At 63.6% G+C, this 21,329-nt stretch carries 20 protein-coding genes and 2 pseudogenes; 9 read left to right on the forward strand and 13 right to left on the reverse strand.

Annotation, left to right across the window (positions count from 1 at the left end; genetic code table 11):
- Positions 1-164: 164 nt before the first annotated feature.
- Positions 165-1,064 carry a LysR substrate-binding domain-containing protein gene (locus C7441_RS23340; protein ID WP_109614934.1) on the forward strand — a complete coding sequence of 300 codons (900 nt, stop codon included), beginning with the start codon at positions 165-167 and terminating at the stop codon, positions 1,062-1,064.
- Positions 1,065-1,128: 64 nt separating this feature from the next.
- Here C7441_RS23340 and C7441_RS23345 read toward each other — a convergent pair.
- The 7 genes and pseudogenes from C7441_RS23345 to C7441_RS23380 form a co-directional block, all read right to left on the reverse strand.
- Positions 1,129-1,403 (reverse strand): annotated as a pseudogene (locus C7441_RS23345) (helix-turn-helix domain-containing protein); the annotation flags it as partial.
- Positions 1,404-1,551: 148 nt separating this feature from the next.
- A pseudogene (locus tag C7441_RS23355) lies at positions 1,552-1,958 on the reverse strand (transposase); the annotation flags it as partial.
- 150 nt (positions 1,959-2,108) lie between these two features.
- Positions 2,109-2,486 carry a hypothetical protein gene (locus tag C7441_RS23360; RefSeq protein WP_109614945.1) on the reverse strand — a complete coding sequence of 126 codons (378 nt, stop codon included), beginning with the start codon at positions 2,484-2,486 and terminating at the stop codon, positions 2,109-2,111.
- A gap of 14 nt (positions 2,487-2,500) precedes the next feature.
- Positions 2,501-3,193 (reverse strand): ABC transporter ATP-binding protein, encoded by a 693-nt coding sequence (locus C7441_RS23365; protein WP_109614935.1) that lies wholly within the window; start codon positions 3,191-3,193, stop codon positions 2,501-2,503.
- A 1-nt stretch (position 3,194) separates the two neighbouring features.
- Complete coding sequence (locus C7441_RS23370; RefSeq protein WP_109614936.1) at positions 3,195-4,328, reverse strand: ABC transporter permease; 1,134 nt, start codon at positions 4,326-4,328, stop codon at positions 3,195-3,197.
- A complete protein-coding gene (locus C7441_RS23375; RefSeq protein ID WP_244916246.1) occupies positions 4,325-5,473 on the reverse strand; it encodes an efflux RND transporter periplasmic adaptor subunit in 1,149 nt (382 codons plus the stop codon). Before C7441_RS23375 ends, C7441_RS23370 begins: the two co-directional genes overlap by 4 nt.
- Positions 5,474-5,476: 3 nt before the next feature.
- On the reverse strand, positions 5,477-6,055 hold the full coding sequence (locus tag C7441_RS23380) for a TetR/AcrR family transcriptional regulator (RefSeq protein ID WP_109614946.1): 579 nt from the start codon (positions 6,053-6,055) through the stop codon (positions 5,477-5,479).
- A gap of 168 nt (positions 6,056-6,223) precedes the next feature.
- On the opposite strand from C7441_RS23380, the gene C7441_RS23385 reads away from it, so the two are divergent.
- From C7441_RS23385 to C7441_RS23405, 5 genes are all read left to right on the forward strand, one after another.
- On the forward strand, positions 6,224-7,147 hold the full coding sequence (locus C7441_RS23385) for a LysR family transcriptional regulator (RefSeq protein WP_109614938.1): 924 nt from the start codon (positions 6,224-6,226) through the stop codon (positions 7,145-7,147).
- Between the two features lie 185 nt (positions 7,148-7,332).
- Positions 7,333-8,568, forward strand: a complete 1,236-nt coding sequence (chrA, locus tag C7441_RS23390; RefSeq protein WP_109614939.1) for a chromate efflux transporter — start codon at positions 7,333-7,335, stop codon at positions 8,566-8,568.
- Positions 8,569-8,685: 117 nt separating this feature from the next.
- A complete protein-coding gene (locus C7441_RS23395) occupies positions 8,686-10,647 on the forward strand; it encodes a heavy metal translocating P-type ATPase (protein WP_109614940.1) in 1,962 nt (653 codons plus the stop codon).
- Positions 10,648-10,809: 162 nt separating this feature from the next.
- On the forward strand, positions 10,810-12,198 hold the full coding sequence (locus tag C7441_RS23400) for an FAD-dependent oxidoreductase (protein WP_109614941.1): 1,389 nt from the start codon (positions 10,810-10,812) through the stop codon (positions 12,196-12,198).
- 35 nt (positions 12,199-12,233) lie between these two features.
- A complete protein-coding gene (locus tag C7441_RS23405) occupies positions 12,234-14,582 on the forward strand; it encodes a heavy metal translocating P-type ATPase (protein WP_210205699.1) in 2,349 nt (782 codons plus the stop codon).
- Between the two features lie 50 nt (positions 14,583-14,632).
- Here C7441_RS23405 and C7441_RS23410 read toward each other — a convergent pair whose 3' ends face one another.
- The 6 genes from C7441_RS23410 to C7441_RS23435 form a co-directional block, all read right to left on the reverse strand.
- Positions 14,633-14,863 (reverse strand): hexameric tyrosine-coordinated heme protein, encoded by a 231-nt coding sequence (locus C7441_RS23410; RefSeq protein WP_109614943.1) that lies wholly within the window; start codon positions 14,861-14,863, stop codon positions 14,633-14,635.
- A 96-nt stretch (positions 14,864-14,959) separates the two neighbouring features.
- Positions 14,960-15,604 carry a DUF924 family protein gene (locus C7441_RS23415; protein WP_009450581.1) on the reverse strand — a complete coding sequence of 215 codons (645 nt, stop codon included), beginning with the start codon at positions 15,602-15,604 and terminating at the stop codon, positions 14,960-14,962.
- A gap of 92 nt (positions 15,605-15,696) precedes the next feature.
- A complete protein-coding gene (locus tag C7441_RS23420; protein ID WP_040672527.1) occupies positions 15,697-17,646 on the reverse strand; it encodes a heavy metal translocating P-type ATPase in 1,950 nt (649 codons plus the stop codon).
- 86 nt (positions 17,647-17,732) lie between these two features.
- Positions 17,733-17,954 carry a heavy-metal-associated domain-containing protein gene (locus C7441_RS23425; protein WP_009450579.1) on the reverse strand — a complete coding sequence of 74 codons (222 nt, stop codon included), beginning with the start codon at positions 17,952-17,954 and terminating at the stop codon, positions 17,733-17,735.
- A 360-nt stretch (positions 17,955-18,314) separates the two neighbouring features.
- The gene (locus tag C7441_RS24670) at positions 18,315-19,019 is read right to left on the reverse strand and encodes a hypothetical protein (RefSeq protein WP_425287023.1); all 705 of its coding nucleotides are present in this window, start codon (positions 19,017-19,019) and stop codon (positions 18,315-18,317) included.
- Positions 19,020-19,098: 79 nt separating this feature from the next.
- Positions 19,099-19,572 carry a Ros/MucR family transcriptional regulator gene (locus C7441_RS23435; RefSeq protein ID WP_109614944.1) on the reverse strand — a complete coding sequence of 158 codons (474 nt, stop codon included), beginning with the start codon at positions 19,570-19,572 and terminating at the stop codon, positions 19,099-19,101.
- A gap of 173 nt (positions 19,573-19,745) precedes the next feature.
- Here C7441_RS23435 and C7441_RS23440 point away from each other — a divergent pair, with 173 nt between their 5' ends.
- The 3 genes from C7441_RS23440 to C7441_RS24675 all read left to right on the forward strand — a co-directional run bounded on the left by C7441_RS23440 (position 19,746) and on the right by C7441_RS24675 (position 21,121).
- Positions 19,746-20,018, forward strand: coding sequence for a hypothetical protein (locus C7441_RS23440; RefSeq protein WP_109614947.1), 273 nt, complete (start codon positions 19,746-19,748; stop codon positions 20,016-20,018).
- A 200-nt stretch (positions 20,019-20,218) separates the two neighbouring features.
- Positions 20,219-20,968, forward strand: a complete 750-nt coding sequence (locus tag C7441_RS23445) for a DUF3991 domain-containing protein (RefSeq protein WP_425326608.1) — start codon at positions 20,219-20,221, stop codon at positions 20,966-20,968.
- Between the two features lie 36 nt (positions 20,969-21,004).
- Positions 21,005-21,121 carry a hypothetical protein gene (locus C7441_RS24675; protein ID WP_425326609.1) on the forward strand — a complete coding sequence of 39 codons (117 nt, stop codon included), beginning with the start codon at positions 21,005-21,007 and terminating at the stop codon, positions 21,119-21,121.
- The last annotated feature ends 208 nt before the right edge of the window (positions 21,122-21,329 follow it).

Here is a 21,329-nt window from a genome sequence, read left to right on the forward strand (position 1 = left end):
TCAATGCAGAAGGGAAATAGGTGGCCGGATTTTACTCCGCCCGCGGCCGGACTATCCCGCCGCTACCGTGGCCGGTTTTTGCACCGCCGCTCTCACAATCCATAGAATTGTCGAGTTTTGCATGAGAATCATTCTAAGCGGAGCGGGGAAGCAGCTGAACTGAGATGACGCTGGAACAGCTACGCATTTTCATCGCCGTCGCCGAACGTGAACACGTTACGCAAGCTGCTCGTGATCTCAATCTCACGCAATCGGCAACAAGTTCGGCCATCGCAGTTCTTGAAGCACGCTATCAAACTAAACTGTTCGATCGCGTCGGCAGGGGCATCGTACTGACTAGTGCGGGCCATACCTTCCTAGCGGAAGCCAAAGCAGTGCTTGCCCGGGCGGAGGCGGCCGAACATGTGCTAGCTGACCTTGCCGGCTTGCGCCGTGGAACGATCCATATCGCTGCGAGCCAGACCGTCGGGAACTACTGGTTGCCGCGTTACCTGCACAAATTCAAAGAGGCACATCCAGGCATATCCGTATCGCTCACGATCGGCAACACGGCGCAAGTAGCGGCTCTCTTGCGAGAAGGCGTCGCTAATTTGGGCTTTGTAGAAGGGGAGGTGCGCGACCCCCGCATAGACGCGACGCCAATCGCCTCCGACGAGTTGCTGCTTGTTGCCAATCCCAGCCATCCGTGGGCTGTCCAAATGGACGAGCCGCTTGATTTCAAGAAGGTCAACTGGGTGTTGCGGGAAATCGGCTCCGGCACTCGAGACATTGTTTCATCGTTGATCGCCGACCATGGGCTCACCGTGAACGACGTTTCCGTCTCCCTTGTGCTGCCATCGAACGAAGCCGTCGTCGCCGCAGTCGAAGCAGGTGCCGGCGTAACAGTAACGTCAAGGCTTGTTATCGCCCTCGCCATAGAAACCGGACGTATGGCGATCATCGAGTACCCTGTTCCACGGCGGCATTTTTTCATGCTACGCCACAGAGATTTCCATGAGACAGTTGCGGTACAGGGATTCATCGAGATGATTGAGCGCGCTCGCAACATCGAATTGACGGACTGAGGACGTGGATACCGCAGGGAAGATGGCGCGCCAGTCTGGGTGGCAGACAGCGCGGACAAGGTTTTTACTCTGAGCGAGAAGGTTGCTTTGCATAGTCGGGCACCTGAAACCGGCGGCGATAATTTCCTGGAGCCAGACCCGTCACCCTCTTGAATAAGCGGCGGAAGAACGCCGGCTCCTCATAGCCACCTGCCAGCAAATTTCGTCCACGGATGCTTCGGTCCGCTCCAGCCGGCGCTTGGCCTCTTCGATCCTAAGGCGCTGGACGTAGGCAATCGGGCTCATGCCCGTTGCTTGCGTGAAGCGCCGCTTGAAGGTTCGCTCCGTCAGGCCAGCTCGCGATGCGGTCGAAGGCGCCGACAGCTTTGTAATCGAGAACGGCAAGATGCGGTTCCAGACCCGGTTTGGCCGGGGGCTCCGATCCTCCAGCGCGTCGACGCCGCCGGCAAGGAAACGGTCATACCAGCGATTGAAGGTCGAGCGTGGAATCCGGTCGGCCTCTGGGCTTCTTTCGCTGGGTCGAACGGTGCTGGCCGAGGACTTTGCAGGCAAAGCGCGCCGAGATAGAGAACATCACCATGACATGGTCGACGCAGCGACGACGGCGGGCGGGGCTTAGAAGTTTCCCGATGCGGCCTCTTTGAGGATCAATTTCTCGAGCGTCAGGTCCGACACCGCCTTGCGCAGCCGGTCATTCTCTTTCTCGAGCTCCTTAAGGCGCTTAACCTGGTCGCCCTTCAGCCCACCAAACTCCTTGCGCCAGCGGTAATAGGTGAACTGTGTCACTCCGATCGATCGGACCGCTTCGCCGACCGAGCGGCCTTGTGACAACAGAACATCGACCTGGCGCAGCTTCGCGACGATCTCTTCAGGCTTGTGCTTTCTCTGGGGCATTCCAACGTCCTCTCTAAGGCTCAATAGCCTACTTCAGGGAGGACCACTTTTCAGGGGGCAGACCATAGTTCCAGCCCAGAGATTTCACCATATCGCGATACTGGACGTAGCGAATGCCTGTCGACTCGCCAGCGCAGTCGTCGCGAGCCACTATCTTGGCCATCGGATCTTTACCGCAACTGTCGAAATAGCAACCCAGATGCCGAGCCGCAGGACCATCGCGGCCATCGTGCGGCTCTCGTAGGCCCCGCCGCGCCAGACGTGCCAGAGGAAGAAAGCAAGGACCACGGCCGTGGTCGCTGCGATACCGATGGACAGGGCAGGCGCCCAGGCCGTGCCGCGCCATAGTCCGATCCCTGCCAGCAGATAGGCGAAGCCGGCCACGAAGTTGAACCACAGCACGAATGGAACCACCGCTCCCATATCAGCGCCGCCGAAGAGTGCGCGGCCGACCGAAATGACGGTGGCCAGGCCAAACACGACCGCCACACCGGAAGCGATGGAATGAGAGAGGGGTCTTGCGGTCATGGTATTCTCCTGTGTCATGCGTCGGCCAGCCTGCCGTCGCGCAGGTGAATCAGGCGGTCGAAACGGTCAAAAATCTTCTCGTCATGGGTGACGGTGACGATGCAGGCTTCCTGCTCAGCGGCAAGCTTGCGCAACAGGTCCATCACCAGCCCGGCCCGCTTGCTGTCGAGCGCGGCGGTCGGTTCGTCGGCCAGAATGATGCGGGGGCGGTTGGCCAGCGCCCGCGCAATGGCCACCCGCTGCGCCTCGCCACCTGACAGGAGCGCCGGCTTGGCCGCGGCGCGACGGCTGACTTCAAGATAATCGAGCAGTTCGCGTACTCGCGCCTGACCCTTCTCAACCGACCAGCCGGCGAGGTCGAGGACCACGGCGACGTTCTCCTCCGCGGTCAGGAAAGGCAAAAGGTTATGCGTCTGGAAGATGAAGCCGATCTTGTCGAGCCTGAGCCTCCTCAGGTCGCGCCGCAGCCATTGCCCGTCGAACACCGTCTCGCCGTCCAGCATCACCTTGCCCGCCGATGGCGCCAGGATGCAGCCGATGACGTTGAGCAGCGTCGTCTTGCCCGAGCCGGAGGGGCCAAGAAGAGCGATCACCTCGCCGGCGCGAACCTGAAGGTCGACGTCGCGCAGCGCATCGACACGAGTTTCGCCCTCCCCAAAATGCTTGGCCACACCCTTCACGTCGATCAGGATTTCGCCGTCCGTCATGTCAGCTCCCCAGAGCCGTGGCCGGATCGACCTTCATTGCCGCCCGCACGCCAAGACCCGAGGCGGCGATGCAGACGGCAAAGATGATTCCGGCCAGCACTATGACGTTGAACGGCTCCAACACCACCCGGCGTGGAAAATAGTCCTTGACCGTCAGGATCAGCATCAGTCCGATCCCCCAGCCCGAGGCGCCGAGGATCAGCGCCTGCTGGACGATCAACCCGATAATGGTGCGGTCTGGCGCGCCGATCAGCTTCAGCGTGGCAATCTGCTTCAGCTTCTCCATGGTCATCGTGTAGATGATCAGCGCGATCACCACTGCTGAGACGCTCAGCAGGATCCCGAGAAACAGGCCGATCTGCCGCCGCGCCAGATCGACCACTGACGAGACCAGAATCTCCTCTTGCTCGGCTTGCGTCAGCGCCGCCAGATGTTTCCACTGCCGCACGGTCGCGGTCAGCAGTTCGACGTCCGCGCCCGGAGCTACCCGCGCAATCACAGCCGCAACCGAAGCGGACTTGACTGAGACGGCGCCCCGCGCCGCCTGAACGCGCTGCGCTGCCGGGTCAAGTTCGGTCTGCAATGCCATCGCGTCGGCCAATGTGATATAGACCGCTGGATCGCCGCCCGCGTTCATTGCCCCTTCGACCAGTCCTACTACGATGAAACGGTTGCGCCCGAGGCGGATCGTCTCGCCGGACAGAAGACCGGTCTTGCGGTCGGCCACCAGTTCGAAATGGCTGGTGCCGATGCCGCGCCCCTCGACGATGCGCGACGGGCTGCCGGGATGACCCGGCTCATGACCGATGACGTAGAGCCGAAGCGAAGCGCCGGCATGGGCAGACTCGATGTTCTGGAAACTGATCGCCCCGGCCTCGGCCACTCCCGGCATCCGCACCACCGCATCGCGGGTGGTCAGCGGGATGTTTGAGGCTTCCGCGAACGGCCCCTTGGTGCCGCTCTCGACCACCCAAACATCCGCCGCCGGTGCCTTCACGACCGCCAACGCATCGGCGACAAGGCCGTTATAGATGCCGATCATCGACAACACGACTGTCATCAAGAGCCCCAGCCCGAAACAGGTGAGGACGAAGCGGAACAGTCCGTGGCGTATATCCCTGAGAGCAAGGTTCATGGCGTGGTCCTGGTCCGCGCCCGCCGCCCCCCGGTCACACCTTGCGGTATCCGGGCGACGATGGCCGCATCGTCCGGCAGGCTGCCCGTGACTTCGATCCGGCCACGATCGTCGCGTGCGCCGAAGGTCAGTTCGACCTGCTCCAGCCGTCCGTCCTGCACCAGCCAGACCCAGCCGCGATGTCCGTCGAAACCGGTGATCGCCACCTCCGGCACCATCAGCGCACTGTTGCGGTTTCCAGTGGTGATGCGCACCTCGGCCTGTTCGCCGAGATACATCGGTTCGGGGCAGTCCGTGCAGGTCAGCCAGATTCGGCGTTCCTCGTTCACCCGGTCGCTTTCGAGCCCGATGCGGGCGATGATGCCCTTGAATTCAGCCTGCGGCTGCGAGCGCAGCCGGATCGTGCCGGGCTGCCCAAGCGCAAGCTGGCCGGCGCGCTCCTCATCAACGTAAGCCTGTATCCAGACCGTTTCGGGGGCAATCAGGGTGAAGATCGGATCTCCGGCACGGACCACCGTGCCGGCTTCGGCATGGCGTGCGACAATCACCGCGTCATAGGGCGCAGCCAGCTGATGGCGGGCGAGAAGCACCTCCTCCTGTTGCAACGCGGCGGTCGCATCCGCACCTTGCGCTCGGATCACTGCTACATCCGCCGCGGCGACCGCAAGATCAGCGCGGGCGACATCCTCGTCACGTTGCGCCTCTTCGGCGCGCTGGATCGAGGTCACGTCGCGCTGCACCAGGCCCTGCTGGCGTCGGTTTGCCATTTCGCGCTGCGCCAGCATGCTGCGGGCACGCCCCACCGTGGCCTCGGCACGAGTGAGGGCGGCAACATTAGCTTCCACCGTCGCGCGGGCGCGGGCGACGCGCGCCTCCTGCACGGCCGGATCGAGGGTTGCCAGTGCCTGCCCCTGTATCACCCGGTCACCTGCATCGGCGTCGAGCCCGGTTAGGGCAGCTCCAACCTCGAATCCTACGCGGCTAAGAATCCGCGCTTCTACGGAGCCGAGGCCGTAGATGCGCAGGGCCACATCCTGTTCTGGCTGCACCACGCTGACCGTGAGCGGCCGCTCGGTGAGGAACAGCACACTCACGCCGAACAAGACAACCACTGCCGCCGCACCGAACATCCACCGACGCCGCATGGCCTAATCCTCCTTCACGGTCAAAAGCCGAAGTTGTACTTCAAGGAGCCGCTTTCCTTCCCCGATCAGCGAGAAGTTGCGCGCCCCGAGCGACCAGCGGATCGCCATGCCCTGCACCAGCGACGTCAGCAGAACGGCGGCATCCTCCGGGGCGACTTCGCGGCGCAGGCAGCCGGCGTCCTGACCGCGAGCCAGTTCGGCTACAATCAGCGCCTGAAACTTCATCAACAGGCCTCGAAAGGCCGCGCGCAGATCCTCATTGCCGACATTCAGCTCGCGCGAGAACAGCAGCATCGGTAGCGTCGGTGTGGCCGCAATCTGCCCCAGTTGCGCGGCCATGAGCGCTGTAACCCGGTCGAGGGGGTCATCAGTCCCAGCCAGTGCCCGCTGCCATTCCATAGCCAGTTCCCCGGCCACATGATCCGCCACGGCAAGCCACATCGCGGCCTTGGTCGGGAAATGCCGGAACAAGGCGGCCTGACTGACGCCCACGGCCGATGCGGCAGCGCCCGTCGTCACCCGGTCCGGTCCGATCCGGTCGGCCAGGTCGAGGACGGCCGCGACGATTTCGGCCTTGCGCAATTCCGCGGATTTTCGCATAAAACACCTAGTAAGTGAGCAGTCACATACTTAATGGAGCGATGATCGTGGTCAAGCTCTTCTGACGGGGCAAAGCGAACGCGCGGTGTTGCCGGCAAGATGGCGACATGCTGTCGGCAATGGGAGCAGGCTTGCAAGGGGTGATCCTTCATGGATGCACAGAACCAGAACTGGGACGATCTGCGCTTCTTTCTCGCTGTCGCCCGGGCGGGCACGCTGTCTGGCGCAGCGCGCAGCCTTGGCGTAACGCACTCGACCGTGTTTCGCCGTCTCGGCACCTTTGAGGAACGTCTGGGCGTCCGGCTCTTCGAGCGGTTGCCGGACGGCTATGCGCTGACCGGCGCCGGAGAGGCCATGCAGGAGACCGCCATCCGGATCGACGAGGAAATTATCGCCCTGTCGCGTCAGGTGACCGGCCAGGACCAGCGCCTGAGCGGGCTCATCCGCATCACAGCCATCGATATGCTGGCGACGGGGTTATTGCCGCGGCATCTGGCGGCCTTCCATGCAGCGCAGCCGGGGATTGAATTGGAGGTGATCGTTTCGGACACTCCCCTGGACCTGACCCGACGCGAGGCCGATGTCGCACTGCGCATCGGCAACACGCCGCAGGAAACATTGGTCGGCCGGCGTGTCGGCCGGCTGGCCTTCGGAGCCTATGCCTCGGCAGAACGCGCCGCTCAGGGGATTGATGACGATCTTGCCTGCAGCGACTGGATCGGCTTCGGCCGGTCGCATGGAGCGATCGGCCATCAGATGGCGGGTTGGCTGCCGAAAATGCGGCCAATCTATCGCACCAACTCGATCTCGGCCGCGATTGCCGCGGCAAGGGCCGGAATCGGCCTTGCGCCGCTACCCTGCGCCGTGGCCGACCGCGCGCCCGACCTTGTCCGCATCGCCATGTTTCCAGAAGATTTCCGGCTCGATCTGTGGCTGCTGACCCATGAGGATCTGCGCAACACCGCCCGTATCCGTGCCTTCATGGATTTCATGGCTGATGCGCTCGCCACGGACGCCGATCTTTTGGAGGGCCGTCGTCCGCAGGCTGGCCCTCCCCGGACAACCAGGGCATGATTCATCCGTTATCTTTCTTGCGGGGTGCGGTCCTGTGGATACCACTTGCGATACTGATGGAACGACGAGGTACGCGCGCCGGCAGTCACCTGTCTGTTCCATTGCCCCATACAGGGACAATGATCGCATGCGCCCTCTCAGGGGGTCTGGCGAGTCCCGGAAATCGCGAGCATCACGGAGAGATCATGCCCACCAATGACACGCTGAATGTTGTGCCTCAGTACCGACGACAAGGAACACCCGGCGAGGTTCTGGCCGCCTTCCTGAAACTGGGCCTGACCTCCTTCGGTGGACCGATCGCGCATATGGGCTATTTCCGCGAGGAATTCGTCGCCCGGCGCGGCTGGATCGACGATCGTGGCTATGCCGATCTGGTCGCGCTATGCCAATTCCTTCCGGGACCAGCATCCAGCCAGGTCGGCTTCGCATTGGGCTTGCAGCGTGCAGGACCGGTGGGTGCGCTGGCTGCCTGGGTGGCCTTTACCTTGCCTTCCGCCCTGCTGCTGCTGTTGTTCGCGCTCGGAGCGGGGGTATTTTCAGGCCCGCTCGGCATCGGGGTGCTGCACGGGTTGAAACTCGTCGCAGTGGCCATCGTGGCGCGGGCGGTCTGGGGGATGGCGCGCACGCTCTGTCCCGATCGTTCACGCCAGACGGTCGCACTCGCCGCCGTCCTGATGGTGGTGCTGATCTGGGGCGCGACGGGCCAGTTGGGTCCAATCCTGCTCGGTGGGCTTGCCGGGCTCTGGCTTTGCCGGGACACGGCGGGAGAGACGGGTGAAGCGCTGCCCTTCCCGGTCTCGCGACAGGCGGGGATAGTCGCGCTGGCCTTGTTCTTCATCCTTATCTTCGGCCTGCACCTGGCGGCGGTGCTGTTTCCCGCGCAGGGGATGGCGGTGATTGACGCCTTCTATCGCGCCGGTGCGCTGGTGTTCGGCGGCGGCCATGTGGTCTTGCCTTTGCTGGAAGCGGAAGTGGTTCGCACGGGATGGGTCACGCCCGATGCGTTCTTTGCCGGCTATGGCGCGGCCCAAGCGGTGCCGGGGCCGCTGTTCACCTTCGCCGCCTATCTCGGAATGCTGCTCGAACCCGGCCCGAACGGGATCGTCGGCGCGACGCTTGCTCTTTTTGCGATCTTCCTGCCGGGCTTCCTGCTGCTTGTCGGCGCGCTGCCGGTCTGGAACACGCTGCGCGCACGCTCCGGCGTGCGGGCGCCGATGGCAGGGGCGAACGCTGCGGTGGTCGGCGTTCTGGGCGCTGCGCTCTACGATCCGCTCTGGATCAGCGCGATCGCTTCGCCCCGCGACTTTGCGCTGGCGCTGACCTGTTTCGTGGCCTTGATGAGCTGGAAATTCCCGCCATGGCTCGTGGTGCTGATCGCGGCTGTCGGCGGTGCAGTCCTGGAGGTAAGCTCGATGCCGTGATGGAAAAAGAATAGCGACCAGAAACCTGATCGACGGGACCGATCGCCAGCCCATCCGGCGCATCATCGCCGGTCTCCCCAGCCACTGCCGCCGTCGCGGCACAGCCAGGAACACGCCGTGCAAATCGACCTTTCTTCCGACCGCTTCATGACAGCACTGACCGGCATCACGCTGGCCGGGATGGTTCTCGCGACTATCGACGCGTTCCTGAGCCCCGGCCCGTGGGGGCCGGCCGGCCTCGCGCTGGTCTATCTGGCTGGTGGCGTGCCGACGGCGGTTCGGGCCCTGACCACACTCTGGCGCGAGCGGGTGCTCGACATCGATCTTCTAATGGTCGTGGCCGCCCTTGCCGCCGCCGCGGTGGGTGCTGCGCTCGAAGGGGCGGTGCTGCTGACGCTGTTCAGTCTCTCGACCACGTTGGAGCAGCGGGCGATGGGCCGGGCGCGCCATGCGGTCGAGGCGCTGATGGCGCTGCGTCCCGACACCGCGCTCAGGCGCGATTCGGATGGAACAGTCACGGAAGTTCCGGTGGGCGATCTCGTGGCCGGCGACATGGTGGTGCTGCGCCCCGGCGCGCGGGTGCCGGCTGATGGCGAGGTGGCGGAAGGGGAAGGCTCGCTCGACGAAGCGACGATCACTGGCGAATCGATGCCGGTCGGCAAAAGCCCCGGTGCAAAGGTGTTTGAGGCCACGGTGAACCTCAACGCCGTGCTGGTGGTCCGCGTCACCCGCCCGGTCGCGGAAAGCACGGTGGCGCGGATGATCGAACTGGTGACTGAGGCACAGGCCGCGCGCGCTCCGTCCGAACGGTTCAGCGCCTGGTTCGGCCAGCGCTATACCATTGCGGTGCTGGCCGGCGCGGTGCTGGCTCTGATTCTATTCCTCGCACTCGGCTGGACAATGCAGGATGCGCTTTATCGCGCCGCGACGCTGCTTGTCGCGGCCAGCCCCTGCGCGGTGGTGATATCGGTCCCGGCCGCGATCCTCTCAGCATTGGCGGCTGCCGCGCGGGGCGGCGTGCTGTTTAAGGGCGGCGCGGCGCTGGAGACGCTGGCCGATGTCGATATCTTCGCCTTCGACAAGACCGGTACGCTGACCACAGGCAAGGCCGAGGTGACGCAAGTGATGGCGTCGGAATCGGGAGCACAGGCCGAAGAGCGGTTCCTGTCATTGATCGCCGGTCTCGAAGCGCATTCCGAACATCCAATTGCCGATGCGATCCGCCGCCACATCAACGAAAAAGGCATAACCGCCGCCGAGGTGCGCGATGTGGAAACCGTGCCCAGTGAGGGGATTACGGGGGAGGATGCCGTGGGCCCGCTCTGGGCCGGCAATCCGCGCATGGCCGCGCGCATGGGCGCATCGCTCGACGCACCCGAATTTGCGCAACTGACGGACGGCAGCCAGACCGTGGTGTGGCTGGGGCGGGGAGATCGGGTCTATGGTGCGCTCACCGTTGCCGACCGCCCGCGCGAGACCTCGGCCGCCGGACTGGCCGCGCTCAGGACGGCTGGGGTGGGCACTATCGCCATGATGACCGGTGACCGGCGCCCTGTCGGCTTGCGAATCGCCGCGGAACTCGGACTGGAGGCAAAGGATGTCCATGCCGATCTGCTGCCTGAAGACAAGGTCCGGCTGGTGGGCGAGCTGGCGAGGAATGGAAAGGTGGCCTTTGTCGGCGACGGGGTGAACGACGCCGCCGCGCTGGCGCGGGCCGATGTCGGCATCGCCATGGGCGCGGCGGGCAGCGACGTTGCCTTGCAGGCAGCTGATGTCGCGCTGTTGTCGGAGGACATGGCCCGCCTTGCCGCCGCCCATCGGCTGGCGCGGCGCACCCGCCGGATCATCCGTCAGAACCTGATTTTCGCCATCGGCATGATGCTGCTTCTGGTCGCCTCGAGCCTGTTCTTCGCCCTGCCGCTGCCGCTCGCGGTCGTCGGACACGAAGGCGGCACGGTGCTGGTGGTGCTGAACGGCCTCAGGCTGCTCGCCGACCCGATCCGGGCGCGCAGTGCGACCTCACTGCGACGCCAAGCCGACGCCGGCCCTGTAGAGCCTTCATACCAGTCAGGGGTTTGACTGGATGACGGCTACCCCGCTCCAAATGCGTAGATGAGGAAACCGGCCAATCCTGTGCAGCCAGCATGTTCCCTTTCGGGCAATACAGGTGGAGCAGAACCGACTACACTCCATGATCCCTACCCATTTCAAGGCCGTGGCTTGAAGGAGGATGCGTAGTTGATGATGGCAGCGGAGCGCTACAACGCTGTCGTGATCGGCCGTGGCGAGGGCGGGAAATACCTCGCCTGGCATATGGCGCAAGCCGGCCGGAAGGTGGCCGTCATTGAGCGGCGCTGGATCGGCGACTCATGTCCCAATATCAACTGCCTGCCCAGCAAGAATGAAATCTGGAGCGCTGGCGTCGCACACGCCGTTGCCCATGCCGGGGCGTATGGCGTTGCGACCGGCCCCGTCTCGGTCGACATGAAGACGGTTGTGGCGCGCAAGCGCGCCATGGTCGAAAGTCTCGTTGCGTTTCATCTCGAACGCTATGAGTCGACGGATGCGGAACTCATAATGGGCGATGCGCGCCTCGTCGCGCCAAGGACGATCGAGGTCGCGCTGAACGATGGCGGGAAGCGGCTGCTCGTCGCCGAAAAGTTGTTTCTCAATCTTGGAACGCACCAAACCATTCCGCCCATCCCCGGTCTGGCCGAAGCCAAACCGCTCACTCATATCGAGGCGCTCGAACTGGACCGGTTGCCGGCACACCTGATCGTGCTCGGCGGGGGCTATGTCGGTCTTGAGCTTGCTCAGGCCTATCGGCGCTTCGGCAGCCATGTCACAATTGTGGACCGTGGTCGGCGACTGCTGAAGCGCGAGAATGAGGATGTTTCCGACGAAATCCGACGGATTCTGGAGGCGGAAGGCATAGAGGTGCTTTTGTCGGCCGAAGTCGAGAAGGTGGAGGGCCGGTCAGCGGGAAGCGTGCACGCCAACGTTCGGACGTCGGACGGCTCGAAAGTGATCGAGGGCACGGACATTCTGGTCGCGGCCGGCCGAACGCCCAACACGCGAGGGGTCGGTCTCGAAGAGGCAGGCATCGCGCTGACGGATCGCGGTTACATCAAGGTGAACGATCGCCTGGAGACGACTGCAAGGGACATCTGGGCCATTGGCGAGTGCGCCGGAAGTCCGCAATTCACTCACGCATCGCTCGACGATTTCCGGGTTATTCGGGACAATCTCGGCGGTGGCGACAGAACCACCACCGGGCGGCTGATGCCCTATTGCATGTTCATCGACCCGCCGCTTGCCCGCATCGGCATGAGCGAAGCGGAAGCGCGCGCGAATGGAACGGATATGCGCGTCGCGAAACTGCCGATGAAGGCGGTGCTGCGGACGCGGACGACCTCGCAGGCAGCCGGCTTCATGAAGGCGCTGGTCGACCTGCAGGACCGGATCGTGGGCTTCACGATGATCGGCTCGGAGGCCGGAGAAGTGATGGCCGTGGCGCAGGCGGCCATGCTTGGCGGTCTGTCCTATAGTGTTCTGCGCGATGCGGTTCTTGCGCATCCGACAACGGCCGAGGGGCTGAACGCGCTGTTCGGCAAGGTCGAGGCAAGATGAGTTTCTAAGGTTCAAAAGGGGCGGCGGGTTAGAGAATGAACGGACACGAGCACCAGCACCATTCCCACAGTCACGCCCATTCGGGTGACAGACATCTTGTGAAGGACCCGGTCTGCGGCATGGAGGTCGACCCTCAAACGGCGGAACATCGCCTGACCCATGAGGGTCACACTCACTATTTCTGCTCGGCTTCCTGCAAGGCGAAATTCGAGGCGAACCCGGCCCAGTATCTGGCAGGAGACGCGGCACCCGCTCCGGACGCGCCTGAGGGCGCGATCTGGACCTGTCCGATGCATCCCGAGATCCGGCAGGACGGGCCGGGAAGCTGCCCTATCTGCGGCATGGCGCTGGAGCCGCTGGTGGTGACCGCCGACAGCGGGCCCAGCCCGGAACTCGCCGACATGACACGGCGCTTCTGGATCGGGCTGGTCCTCGCCGCGCCGGTCTTCGTGCTCGAAATGGGCAGCCACCTCGTGCCCGCGCTGCACCATCTGGTGCCGATGCGGATATCGATCTGGGTTCAGCTCGTTCTGGCGACGCCCGTGGTCCTGTGGTGCGGATGGCCGTTTTTCGAACGAGCCTGGGCCTCGCTGGTCAATCGCAGCCTCAACATGTTCACCCTGATCGCCATGGGCACCGGGGTCGCCTTCGCCTACAGCATCGTCGCCGTCCTTGCGCCCGGCATTTTCCCCGCCGCCTTTCGCGCGGAAGATGGCACGGTCGCGGTCTATTTCGAGGCGGCGGCCGTCATCACCGTTTTGGTGCTGCTCGGCCAGGTGCTGGAACTGCGCGCCCGCGAGCAAACATCAGGCGCGATTAGGGCGCTTCTCGATCTGGCGCCGAAGACGGCGCGGCGCGTCAGTGATGACGGCACGGAGGAAGACGTGCCGGTCGAGCATGTCGTGCTCGGCGACAGGCTGCGCGTACGGCCCGGCGAGACAGTGCCCGTCGATGGCGTGGTGGAGGACGGACGCTCTTCGCTCGACGAGGCGATGGTGACCGGCGAATCCATGCCTGTCACCCGTACTATGGGAGATCAGGTCATCGGCGGTACGTTGAACCAGACCGGAGCGCTGGTGATCCGTGCGGAAAAGGTCGGCCGCGATACGATGCTGTCGCGCATCGTCCAGATGGTCGCTGACGCGCAGCGTTCGCGCGCGCCGATCCAGCGCATGGCCGACCAGGTCTCGGGCTGGTTCGTACCGCTAGTCATCGTCATCGCAATTCTCGCCTTCATCGTGTGGGGCATCTGGGGGCCGGAGCCTCGTCTCGCCTACGGGCTGGTCGTGGCCGTTTCGGTGCTGATCATCGCCTGTCCCTGCGCACTTGGGCTGGCGACGCCAATGTCGATCATGGTCGGCGTCGGCAAGGGCGCCAGTATCGGCGTCCTGATCAAGAACGCCGAGGCGCTCGAACATATGGAAAAGGTCGACACGCTGGTGGTCGACAAGACCGGCACGCTCACCGAGGGCAGGCCGTCGGTGACGGCAATCGTTGCGGCAGGCGGTTTTGACGAAACGGAAATCCTGCGGCTGGCCGCTGGCGTCGAGAAAGCGTCAGAACACCCGCTTGCTCTGGCGATCGTGGAAGCGGCGGAGAAAAAGGGCATCACCATTCCGTCCGTCGTGGATTTCGACTCTCCGCTTGGCAAGGGGGCGCTCGGCACCGTCGAGGGCAAGGCGATCGCACTTGGCAATGCGGCGTTCCTCGAAGAACACGGCGTCGACGTTACCTTACTTGCTGAACAGGCAGACGCCTTGCGCCATGACGGCGCGACGGCGATCTACATCGGCATCGATGGCAAGGCGGGCGGCATCTTCGCCATCGCCGATCCGGTCAAGGCGACGACGCAGGAGGCGCTGAACGCGCTGCATGGCGAGGGTATCCGCATCGTCATGCTGACCGGCGACAATAGAACAACGGCCGAAGCAGTCGCCCGCCAGCTGGGCATCGACGAGGTCGAGGCCGACGTGCTGCCGGATGCAAAGAGCGCAGTCATAAGCCGGCTCAAGGCGCAAGGCCGGGTGGTGGCGATGGCGGGTGACGGCGTCAACGACGCGCCGGCGCTGGCGGCCGCCGATGTCGGCATCGCCATGGGCTCGGGCACCGATGTCGCCATCGAAAGCGCCGGCGTCACCCTGCTCAAGGGAGACCTGATGGGCATTGTGAAAGCGCGGCGGTTATCCGAGGCGACGATGGCGAATATCCGCCAGAACCTGTTCTTCGCCTTCATCTACAATGCCGCCGGCATCCCGGTTGCCGCAGGCGTGCTCTACCCTTCTTTCGGCCTGCTCCTGTCACCGATCATCGCAGCAGCCGCCATGTCGCTGTCGTCGGTCAGCGTCATCGCCAACGCGCTGCGGTTGCGGGGACTGAAACTGTGACTGAAACGCTGACGAGACTGACGCCTGGGTGTCAGTCGTAGGCGAGGGCGTCAGTCGCGCCAGTAACTGTTGGCGGCCGCCACCGTCTGGAAATGGATGGCGATCACCTGTGAGGAGGCGATCAGCTGCGTGGTGTCCTGATCGTAGGCCGCGCGCAGCTTGTCGCGAATTTCTGCGGACGGTTGGGTGACCTTGACGCCGACCCGCGCCATTTTGGTGGCAAGGTCGAACCCCTCCTGCGGGGTCGCTGTCTTGAGTGAGGGAAGCCAGATGTCAGCCATGTTTTTTCCTTCCAGAGAATATGAATACGCAACAACCGTAATCTACCCGAGCAGCCGACGAAAGCATCAACCCGCGATGCGCTTCGCCTCCAGGCGTCACGCCTGAAACGCCCTTTCGTGCGGGAAATCCCTTCCGGCGATGTAAGCTTCTTCCGCCGGCGTCGATTCTCGGCCGAGGACGTTATTGCGGTGCGGATGACGGTCGAAAGCGGCGATGACCTTGCGTACGTCGCCAGCCTGATCCACCAGCGACTGGTATATCGGTTGAAGGGAAGCGGACGCTTCCGCCGCTATCTCTTCGCGAAGCCTGATGAGCAGGTCGATGCGCGCGAGGTGATCCGGGCCTTCGCAATGGCCAAGGGGCTGACTGTAGACGATTCTGAACCAGGGCATGTCCAGCGATGCGTAGTGGCCGTTCGAAAACCCCTCCATCGCCAGCGACAGCGCGGCAGGGTCCTGCGCGAATGCGCGCTGTGTGTTGCGCCAGAGCGAGCGCGAGAACTGGTCGAGCACGATGATTAGCGCCAGCCTGCCTTCGGGGTCGCTGGTCCAGTCGTCGAGATCGCCTGAAGCTGCGCTTCTCGTGAGGTCGGCGAAGCGCTCGACGATCATGTCATCCGCTCCGCCGTGCAGCCGCCACGACCAGTGATCGCGGTGAGTTTCAGCCTTTATCTGTGAGGAGCGGCCTTCGGGAAACCAGAAGTCGAAAACGTCGTTCCATGGGGCGGTCCTGGCATTCATGTCGATCCTTTCCGACAAATGCGAGCGATGAGACAGGGTTGACGTCGCAAAAACAACAGACTCCGCATCGCTGCGGGGTCTGCGAGGAGGCTTCAGCCTCGCGCGGCCACAGTTGCGGGCCGGGCGGTGGCGACCTTTGAGGCCCTCCCGCCGGGTGCGGTCGTCTTCGGCATGCGCAGAAGGCGCATGCCGTTGGCGATGACGATCAGCACCGAAAGTTGGTGGACCAGCATGCCGCCGGCCATATGGACATTGCCGGAGAACACGCCCGCCAGCAGTCCGGCCACCGTCACCAGTGCGATGACGAGGTTCTGGCGCATATTGCCCAGCGTTGCGCGCGAGATCGCCATCGCCTCGGGGATCTTGCCGAGATCGTCTTTCAGGAGCGCGATGTCGGCGGTCTCGATGGCGACGTCGCTGCCGGCGGCGCCCATGGCGATCGAGGTGTCGGCGGCGGCAAGAGCGGGGGCATCGTTGATGCCGTCGCCGACCATGGCGACATGCGCGCCATCCGCCTTCATCTTCCGGATCAGTTCCAGCTTGTCCTCGGGCATCAGCCCGGCATGGACCTCGTCGATACCGACCTCGCGGGCGATGGCTTCGGCTGCGCCATGCTGGTCGCCGGTCAGCATGACCACACGGCCTATGCCGATGTTACGCAGCCGGGTGATGGCTTCCGCCGCGCCTTCACGGGCCATGTCGGACATGCCCAGCATCCCGATCAACTGCCCGTCACGCGCCACCAGGATCGGCGTCTGGCCATTGGACAGCAGACGGTCCAGAGCGGCTTCGCCCTCCTGGCCCAGCGCAATGCCGAGCGTGTCCATGAGGCGCCGGTTGCCGGCGGCGATGATGCGGCCGTCGATGCGGGCGCTCAGGCCCATGCCGGCATGTTCCTCCAGCGATTCGAGCGTGGAAAGCGGCCCCTGCTTGCGGCCGGCCTCGACGATCGGACGGCCGAGCGGATGGGTCGATCCGGTCTCGGCGGTCGCAGCCAGATGCAGCAACTCGGCCTCGGCAATGCCGCCGAGCGCGACGATAGAGGCGAGCTGCGGCTTGCCTTCCGTCAGCGTGCCGGTCTTGTCGAGCGCCAGCGTATCGATGCGGCCCGCACTTTCCAGATGCTGACCGCCCTTGATCAGGATGCCGCTGCGCGCCGCCCGGCCGATGCCGGCGACGATGGAGACCGGCGTCGAGATGACCAGCGCGCCGGGGCAACCGACGACCAGCAGCGTCAGCGCCAGGCGGATGTCCTGCGTCACCGCGAAGGCGGCGACCGCGAGCCCGATGATCGACGGCGTATACCATTGCGCAAAGCGCTCGATCATGCGCTGGCTCGGGGCCTTTTCCTCCTGCGCTTCCTCGACGCGCTGAATAATGCGGGCAAGGGTGGTGTCGGCGCCGACATTGGTGGCGCGGATGCGCAGCAACCCGTTCTCGGCGATCGTTCCTGCATGGACGTGGCTGCCAGGCGCTTTCTCGGCCGGCATCGGCTCACCGGTAATCGCCGCCTCGCTGACGGCGGCGGTGCCTTCGGTTACTTCACCATCCACCGGGATGCGTTGACCGGCCCTGACCAGCACGGTCTCGCCAAGCTGGACCATATGCGCCGGCACCTCGACGGGATCGCCGTCGCGCAGCACGGTCGCGGTGGCGGGCGCGGCATCAAGCAATGCCTTCAGCGCGCCACGGGTCTGCCCCATGGTGCGCGCCTCCAGCCAGCCGCCGAACATGAACAGGAAGGTGACGGCCGCCGACTCCCAGACTTCGCCAATAATGAGCGCGCCGACCGCCGCGACGGTGACGAGCAATTCGATGCTGAAATGCTTTACACGCAGCGAGCGCCAGGCACGGATCGCGATGTCGGAGCCGGCAAGAAATGCGGCCGCGACCATCAGCGCGGTCCATGCCTCGACCATGCCGAAGCCGTAGCGCGCCAGAAGACCGGCCGCGATCAACCCGCCGCTGCCGACCGTCAGCCAGAAACGCCGCCGTGCCGGATGCACGAAGGCGCTCTTGATCCTGCTGACAAGATTGCTCATCTCCTCGCTCCTTTCATCTTCATCCATGTCGGAAAAGCGTGCCTGCCGCGCCGGCACGCGGCGCGGCGAAAAAGGCGGAGTGCCGATCAAAAGGCGGCAGGCCGCGCCTCGTAGCCGGTTCCACGCACTGCCTCGACCAGCGCTTCAACGCTCGATTGCGCGGGGTCGTGCTCGACCTCGATCTTGCCGGTGTTGAAGCGCACCTCGGCCTTTGCCACACCGGGAAGGGCGTTGAGCGCCTTCTCGATCTTGGGTACGCAGGAGGGGCAGGAAAGCTCATCGCTGCGAAGGATGGTTTTCTGGGTCATGATCGGGTTCCTTTCGATAGTGGGGAAGGGGTGTCCCCTGCCTCATTGATCTAAGGGTTTGACCCCGCATTGCGATTGGTGAAACCGGCAAGCCAGGCTTGCATGAATGCACAGGCCGCTGCCTTGGTTCTGGTTCGTCGGGCGACCACATGGGGAGCTGTGGTGGAATTGCCGCCTAAACCAAAGGGATTTCCGTGCGTAAATGCACAGGTCGACAAGTCTCGATTCCCTGGCGGATGCTTTGATGTGGACGCGCCGCTGCTGGAAGGACAGCTTGAGGATACTCTTACCAAAGTCGCATCGGCGACACGACCATATGCGAAAGTCTTATGGGGAGACTTGAGTGAGATCAACGACGAGCTAACATTTTTGCAATAAACCAATGAAATGGAGCATATCATGCGTGGATTTGTTGATGACATCGAGGAACTGACCGAAGGAAACACGGATTTTCGCCGTGTTCTTTATACGGCAAGAAATATGCAGCTCGTGCTGATGGCGCTTCAGCCCGGCGAGGAGATCGGCGAAGAGGTTCACGACGACGGCGATCAGTTCTTCCGTGTCGAGGACGGCGAAGGCGAAATCCTGATCGACGGCAATGTGAGCAGGATCAGGGCCGATATGGCCATGATCGTACCGGCCGGTGCGCGGCATAACGTCAAAAACACCGGGAATGAGCCGCTGAAGCTTTATACGATCTACAGCCCTCCCGAGCACGTCGACGGTGTCGTTCATCCAACCAAGGCTGAAGCCGACGCCGCGCATGAACACTTCGACGGCAAGACCACCGAATAACGCCGTTGCGCAAGCAGTGACTTGCGGCGACAACATCCATGAACGGTGTTCCTGCTTGCCCTCCCGCACCGAACCGCGAGAGGGCAGCTCTTTACTAGGAGATGACGTGAAGACCCCGATGCGCACCGGCCTTCCTGCCGCACGGCTGGGATTGCCCTTCAGAATCTGACATTCGTCATCGGTGCCGTAGTGGTGCGGGTCATCGGTGGTCTGTTCTTCGAACTGCCGTTGACCCTGCTCACCGTTCGCGATGGAGAAGCGCCGGTGCATTCAGGACGGCATCTATTGAATCGCGCAAATGGGGCGGCGAGTTGTTCCGGTGCAACCTGGGGAACGGTCGAAAGAGGCCCTATGAGAATTTGAGGCCGAGTCTCTTCCGTCTGGCAGGAGCCGCTGGCGGTTCTTCGACGGGCTTTGGCTTGCGTCCTAATCCCATCGATTTTGCCAGTGCGGAACGCGCTGCGGCGTAGTTTGGCGCGACCAGCGGATAGTCTGCCGGCAGGCCCCATTTCGCACGATATTCGTCCGGGGTGAGGCCATGGTGGGTCGACAAGTGGCGCTTCAGGGATTTGAACTGTTTTCCGTCCTCGAGACAGACGATGTAGTCCGGCGTCACCGACTTCTTGATTGGGACTGCGGGCTTTTTGGATTCTGATACGACTTCCGTGGGGACATCGGTCTGCTGCAGCAGGCTCGTATACACCCTGGAGATCAAGCCGGGCAATTCGGCGACAGGTACAGGATTGTTCGACACATAGGCCGAAACGACATCTGCGGTCAGCTCGATTAGCCTGTCAGATCCATCGATGGGGGTTTCGCTCACGTTTAATGCCTCTTTTCACCAACACGATTGCTGCATGGCCACTTAATGGATTGCAGCTTTGCAACACAATAGTTGAATATGGTCCTGCCTTACGGGCCGGCAGTTGGCAGAGCCGAAGTTTCGGCAGGCCTTCGTCGAGAGGAACCCCGGCCGTGATGCGAAGGAAGGCGTTCATGTTCGCAGCATTCGCACGCTGGGTCGATGATCGTCGCGCGCTACGCCGCCGCTGGCAAGATGACGCGTGCCGCCTTCTCGTTGCCGAAGAACTTGGCGCCTATTACGAGGCGCAGCGCCGTGCGACCCGGGCCCGAGTACGTGGCGAGAAAGCTGAATTTTATCACTGGGCCAAGGTCGCGGCCGAAGTGGCCCGGATTTCGCCCCAGGTTGAGATGAATATCGTAACGCTGCGCGAGATCGTGTCCGAGGAAAAGCGCCGGAGCCGCTGAAGGTCCCGTGCCGCTTGCGCGCGGCGGCCGGCAAGGGAAGCTTCGCCGCTGCAGTCCCGACCCTGCTGACCCCCTCTGAAATGCCGGGTTGACCGCTGCGCCCTTGCCCGCCTTGCTCTTCGCGGCCTCCGGTATCTGCCCCCGAAAGGATCGGGAGCGGGAATCGGGTAAAAGGAGCAAGGGCAGTGCAGGCGCGAAGAATGGAAAAAGCAGATCTGGAAGATTTGAGAGAGAAAGTGCCCTGCAGCGCGGTGCTGGAGCAGGAGGGATTTGCGCTCGATCTCAAGGAAAGCACACGCAGGGCGATGAAGTATCGTCGCGGCGCTGAGATCATCATTGTCATTCATGACGGTAAAGGCTGGTTCGACCCGCTCGGCGACGACAAGGGTGACGTGTTCAATTTGGTCGAACATCTGCAGGGAGTGCGCTTCGCCGAAGCTATGCACGAGGTTGCCGCCCTTGTCGGCATCGTGCCCGCGCAACCCATCTGGAAGCGGGAATCCCGTAATCAGGAGCCGGATATCTCCATTGCCGAACGTTGGAAGACCCGGCGAAAGCCATGGAAGGGCTCGGCCACCTGGCGTTATCTCGCCGGGGATCGCGGTCTACCCGAGCGGATCATCCGTATCGCCAACTCCACCAATATGCTGCGGGAGGGTCCGCATGGCAGCATGTGGGCGGCGCATACCAATATCGACGGGGCCGTGACCGGCTGGGAGGAGCGCGGACCCGATTGGCGCGGCTTTGCATCCGGTGGCGCGAAGGTCCTGTTCCGTCTCGGTCGCCCGGATGCTCTTCGTCTTTGCGTGACCGAGGCGGCGATCGACGCCATGAGCCTGGCTGCCGTTGAGGGCCTGCGGGAAGGCAGCCTCTACCTCAGTCCCGGGGGTGGTTGGTCACCCCCAACCGCCGAGGCGCTGCGTGTGCTCGCTGCTCGTCCCGGCGCTTAGATCGTTTCCGCGACCGATGCCAATGCCCAAGGCGCCGTGTTTGCTGAACGGCTGCGAGACCTTGCCGAGGAGACTGGCTGCGACTGGCTGCGGCTGATCCCGCCGGCCGACGATTGGAACGATGCCCTGCGCGAGCAGGTGAGGAAAGGATAATAAAGAGCGGAGAAAGAGACCCGCATGCCCGCCGGTCGCCTCAAGGGTGAAGCTTCGCCCGGCTAAAGCCGGCCCCTGACCCGCCCGGGCGGAGAGGCGGCGTGCCCGAAGTAGTGTCAACGGCGGAGCAAAACCAGGCCGTTGGGCGGCGCAAAAGTAGGCCACTTGGCGCCGCAAGCGGGGAACGGCGGGAGGGCGTAGCCCGACT

Origin of the sequence: Pseudaminobacter salicylatoxidans (assembly GCF_003148475.1) — a bacterium.
Taxonomy (GTDB): Bacteria; Pseudomonadota; Alphaproteobacteria; order Rhizobiales; family Rhizobiaceae; genus Pseudaminobacter; species Pseudaminobacter salicylatoxidans.

Bases quoted from the DNA above. Each gene is read 5' to 3' on its own strand.
- C7441_RS23340 (WP_109614934.1), top strand. From the start codon at position 165: ATGACGCTGGAACAGCTACGCATTTTCATCGCCGTCGCCGAACGTGAA.
- C7441_RS23360 (WP_109614945.1), bottom strand. From the start codon at position 2,486: ATGACCGCAAGACCCCTCTCTCATTCCATCGCTTCCGGTGTGGCGGTC.
- C7441_RS23365 (WP_109614935.1), bottom strand. From the start codon at position 3,193: ATGACGGACGGCGAAATCCTGATCGACGTGAAGGGTGTGGCCAAGCAT.
- C7441_RS23370 (WP_109614936.1), bottom strand. From the start codon at position 4,328: ATGAACCTTGCTCTCAGGGATATACGCCACGGACTGTTCCGCTTCGTC.
- C7441_RS23375 (WP_244916246.1), bottom strand. From the start codon at position 5,473: ATGCGGCGTCGGTGGATGTTCGGTGCGGCGGCAGTGGTTGTCTTGTTC.
- C7441_RS23385 (WP_109614938.1), top strand. From the start codon at position 6,224: ATGGATGCACAGAACCAGAACTGGGACGATCTGCGCTTCTTTCTCGCT.
- chrA (WP_109614939.1), top strand. From the start codon at position 7,333: ATGCCCACCAATGACACGCTGAATGTTGTGCCTCAGTACCGACGACAA.
- C7441_RS23400 (WP_109614941.1), top strand. From the start codon at position 10,810: ATGATGGCAGCGGAGCGCTACAACGCTGTCGTGATCGGCCGTGGCGAG.
- C7441_RS23405 (WP_210205699.1), top strand. From the start codon at position 12,234: ATGAACGGACACGAGCACCAGCACCATTCCCACAGTCACGCCCATTCG.
- C7441_RS23410 (WP_109614943.1), bottom strand. From the start codon at position 14,863: ATGGCTGACATCTGGCTTCCCTCACTCAAGACAGCGACCCCGCAGGAG.
- C7441_RS23415 (WP_009450581.1), bottom strand. From the start codon at position 15,604: ATGAATGCCAGGACCGCCCCATGGAACGACGTTTTCGACTTCTGGTTT.
- C7441_RS23420 (WP_040672527.1), bottom strand. From the start codon at position 17,646: ATGAGCAATCTTGTCAGCAGGATCAAGAGCGCCTTCGTGCATCCGGCA.
- C7441_RS23425 (WP_009450579.1), bottom strand. From the start codon at position 17,954: ATGACCCAGAAAACCATCCTTCGCAGCGATGAGCTTTCCTGCCCCTCC.
- C7441_RS24670 (WP_425287023.1), bottom strand. From the start codon at position 19,019: ATGCACCGGCGCTTCTCCATCGCGAACGGTGAGCAGGGTCAACGGCAG.
- C7441_RS23440 (WP_109614947.1), top strand. From the start codon at position 19,746: ATGTTCGCAGCATTCGCACGCTGGGTCGATGATCGTCGCGCGCTACGC.
- C7441_RS23445 (WP_425326608.1), top strand. From the start codon at position 20,219: ATGGAAAAAGCAGATCTGGAAGATTTGAGAGAGAAAGTGCCCTGCAGC.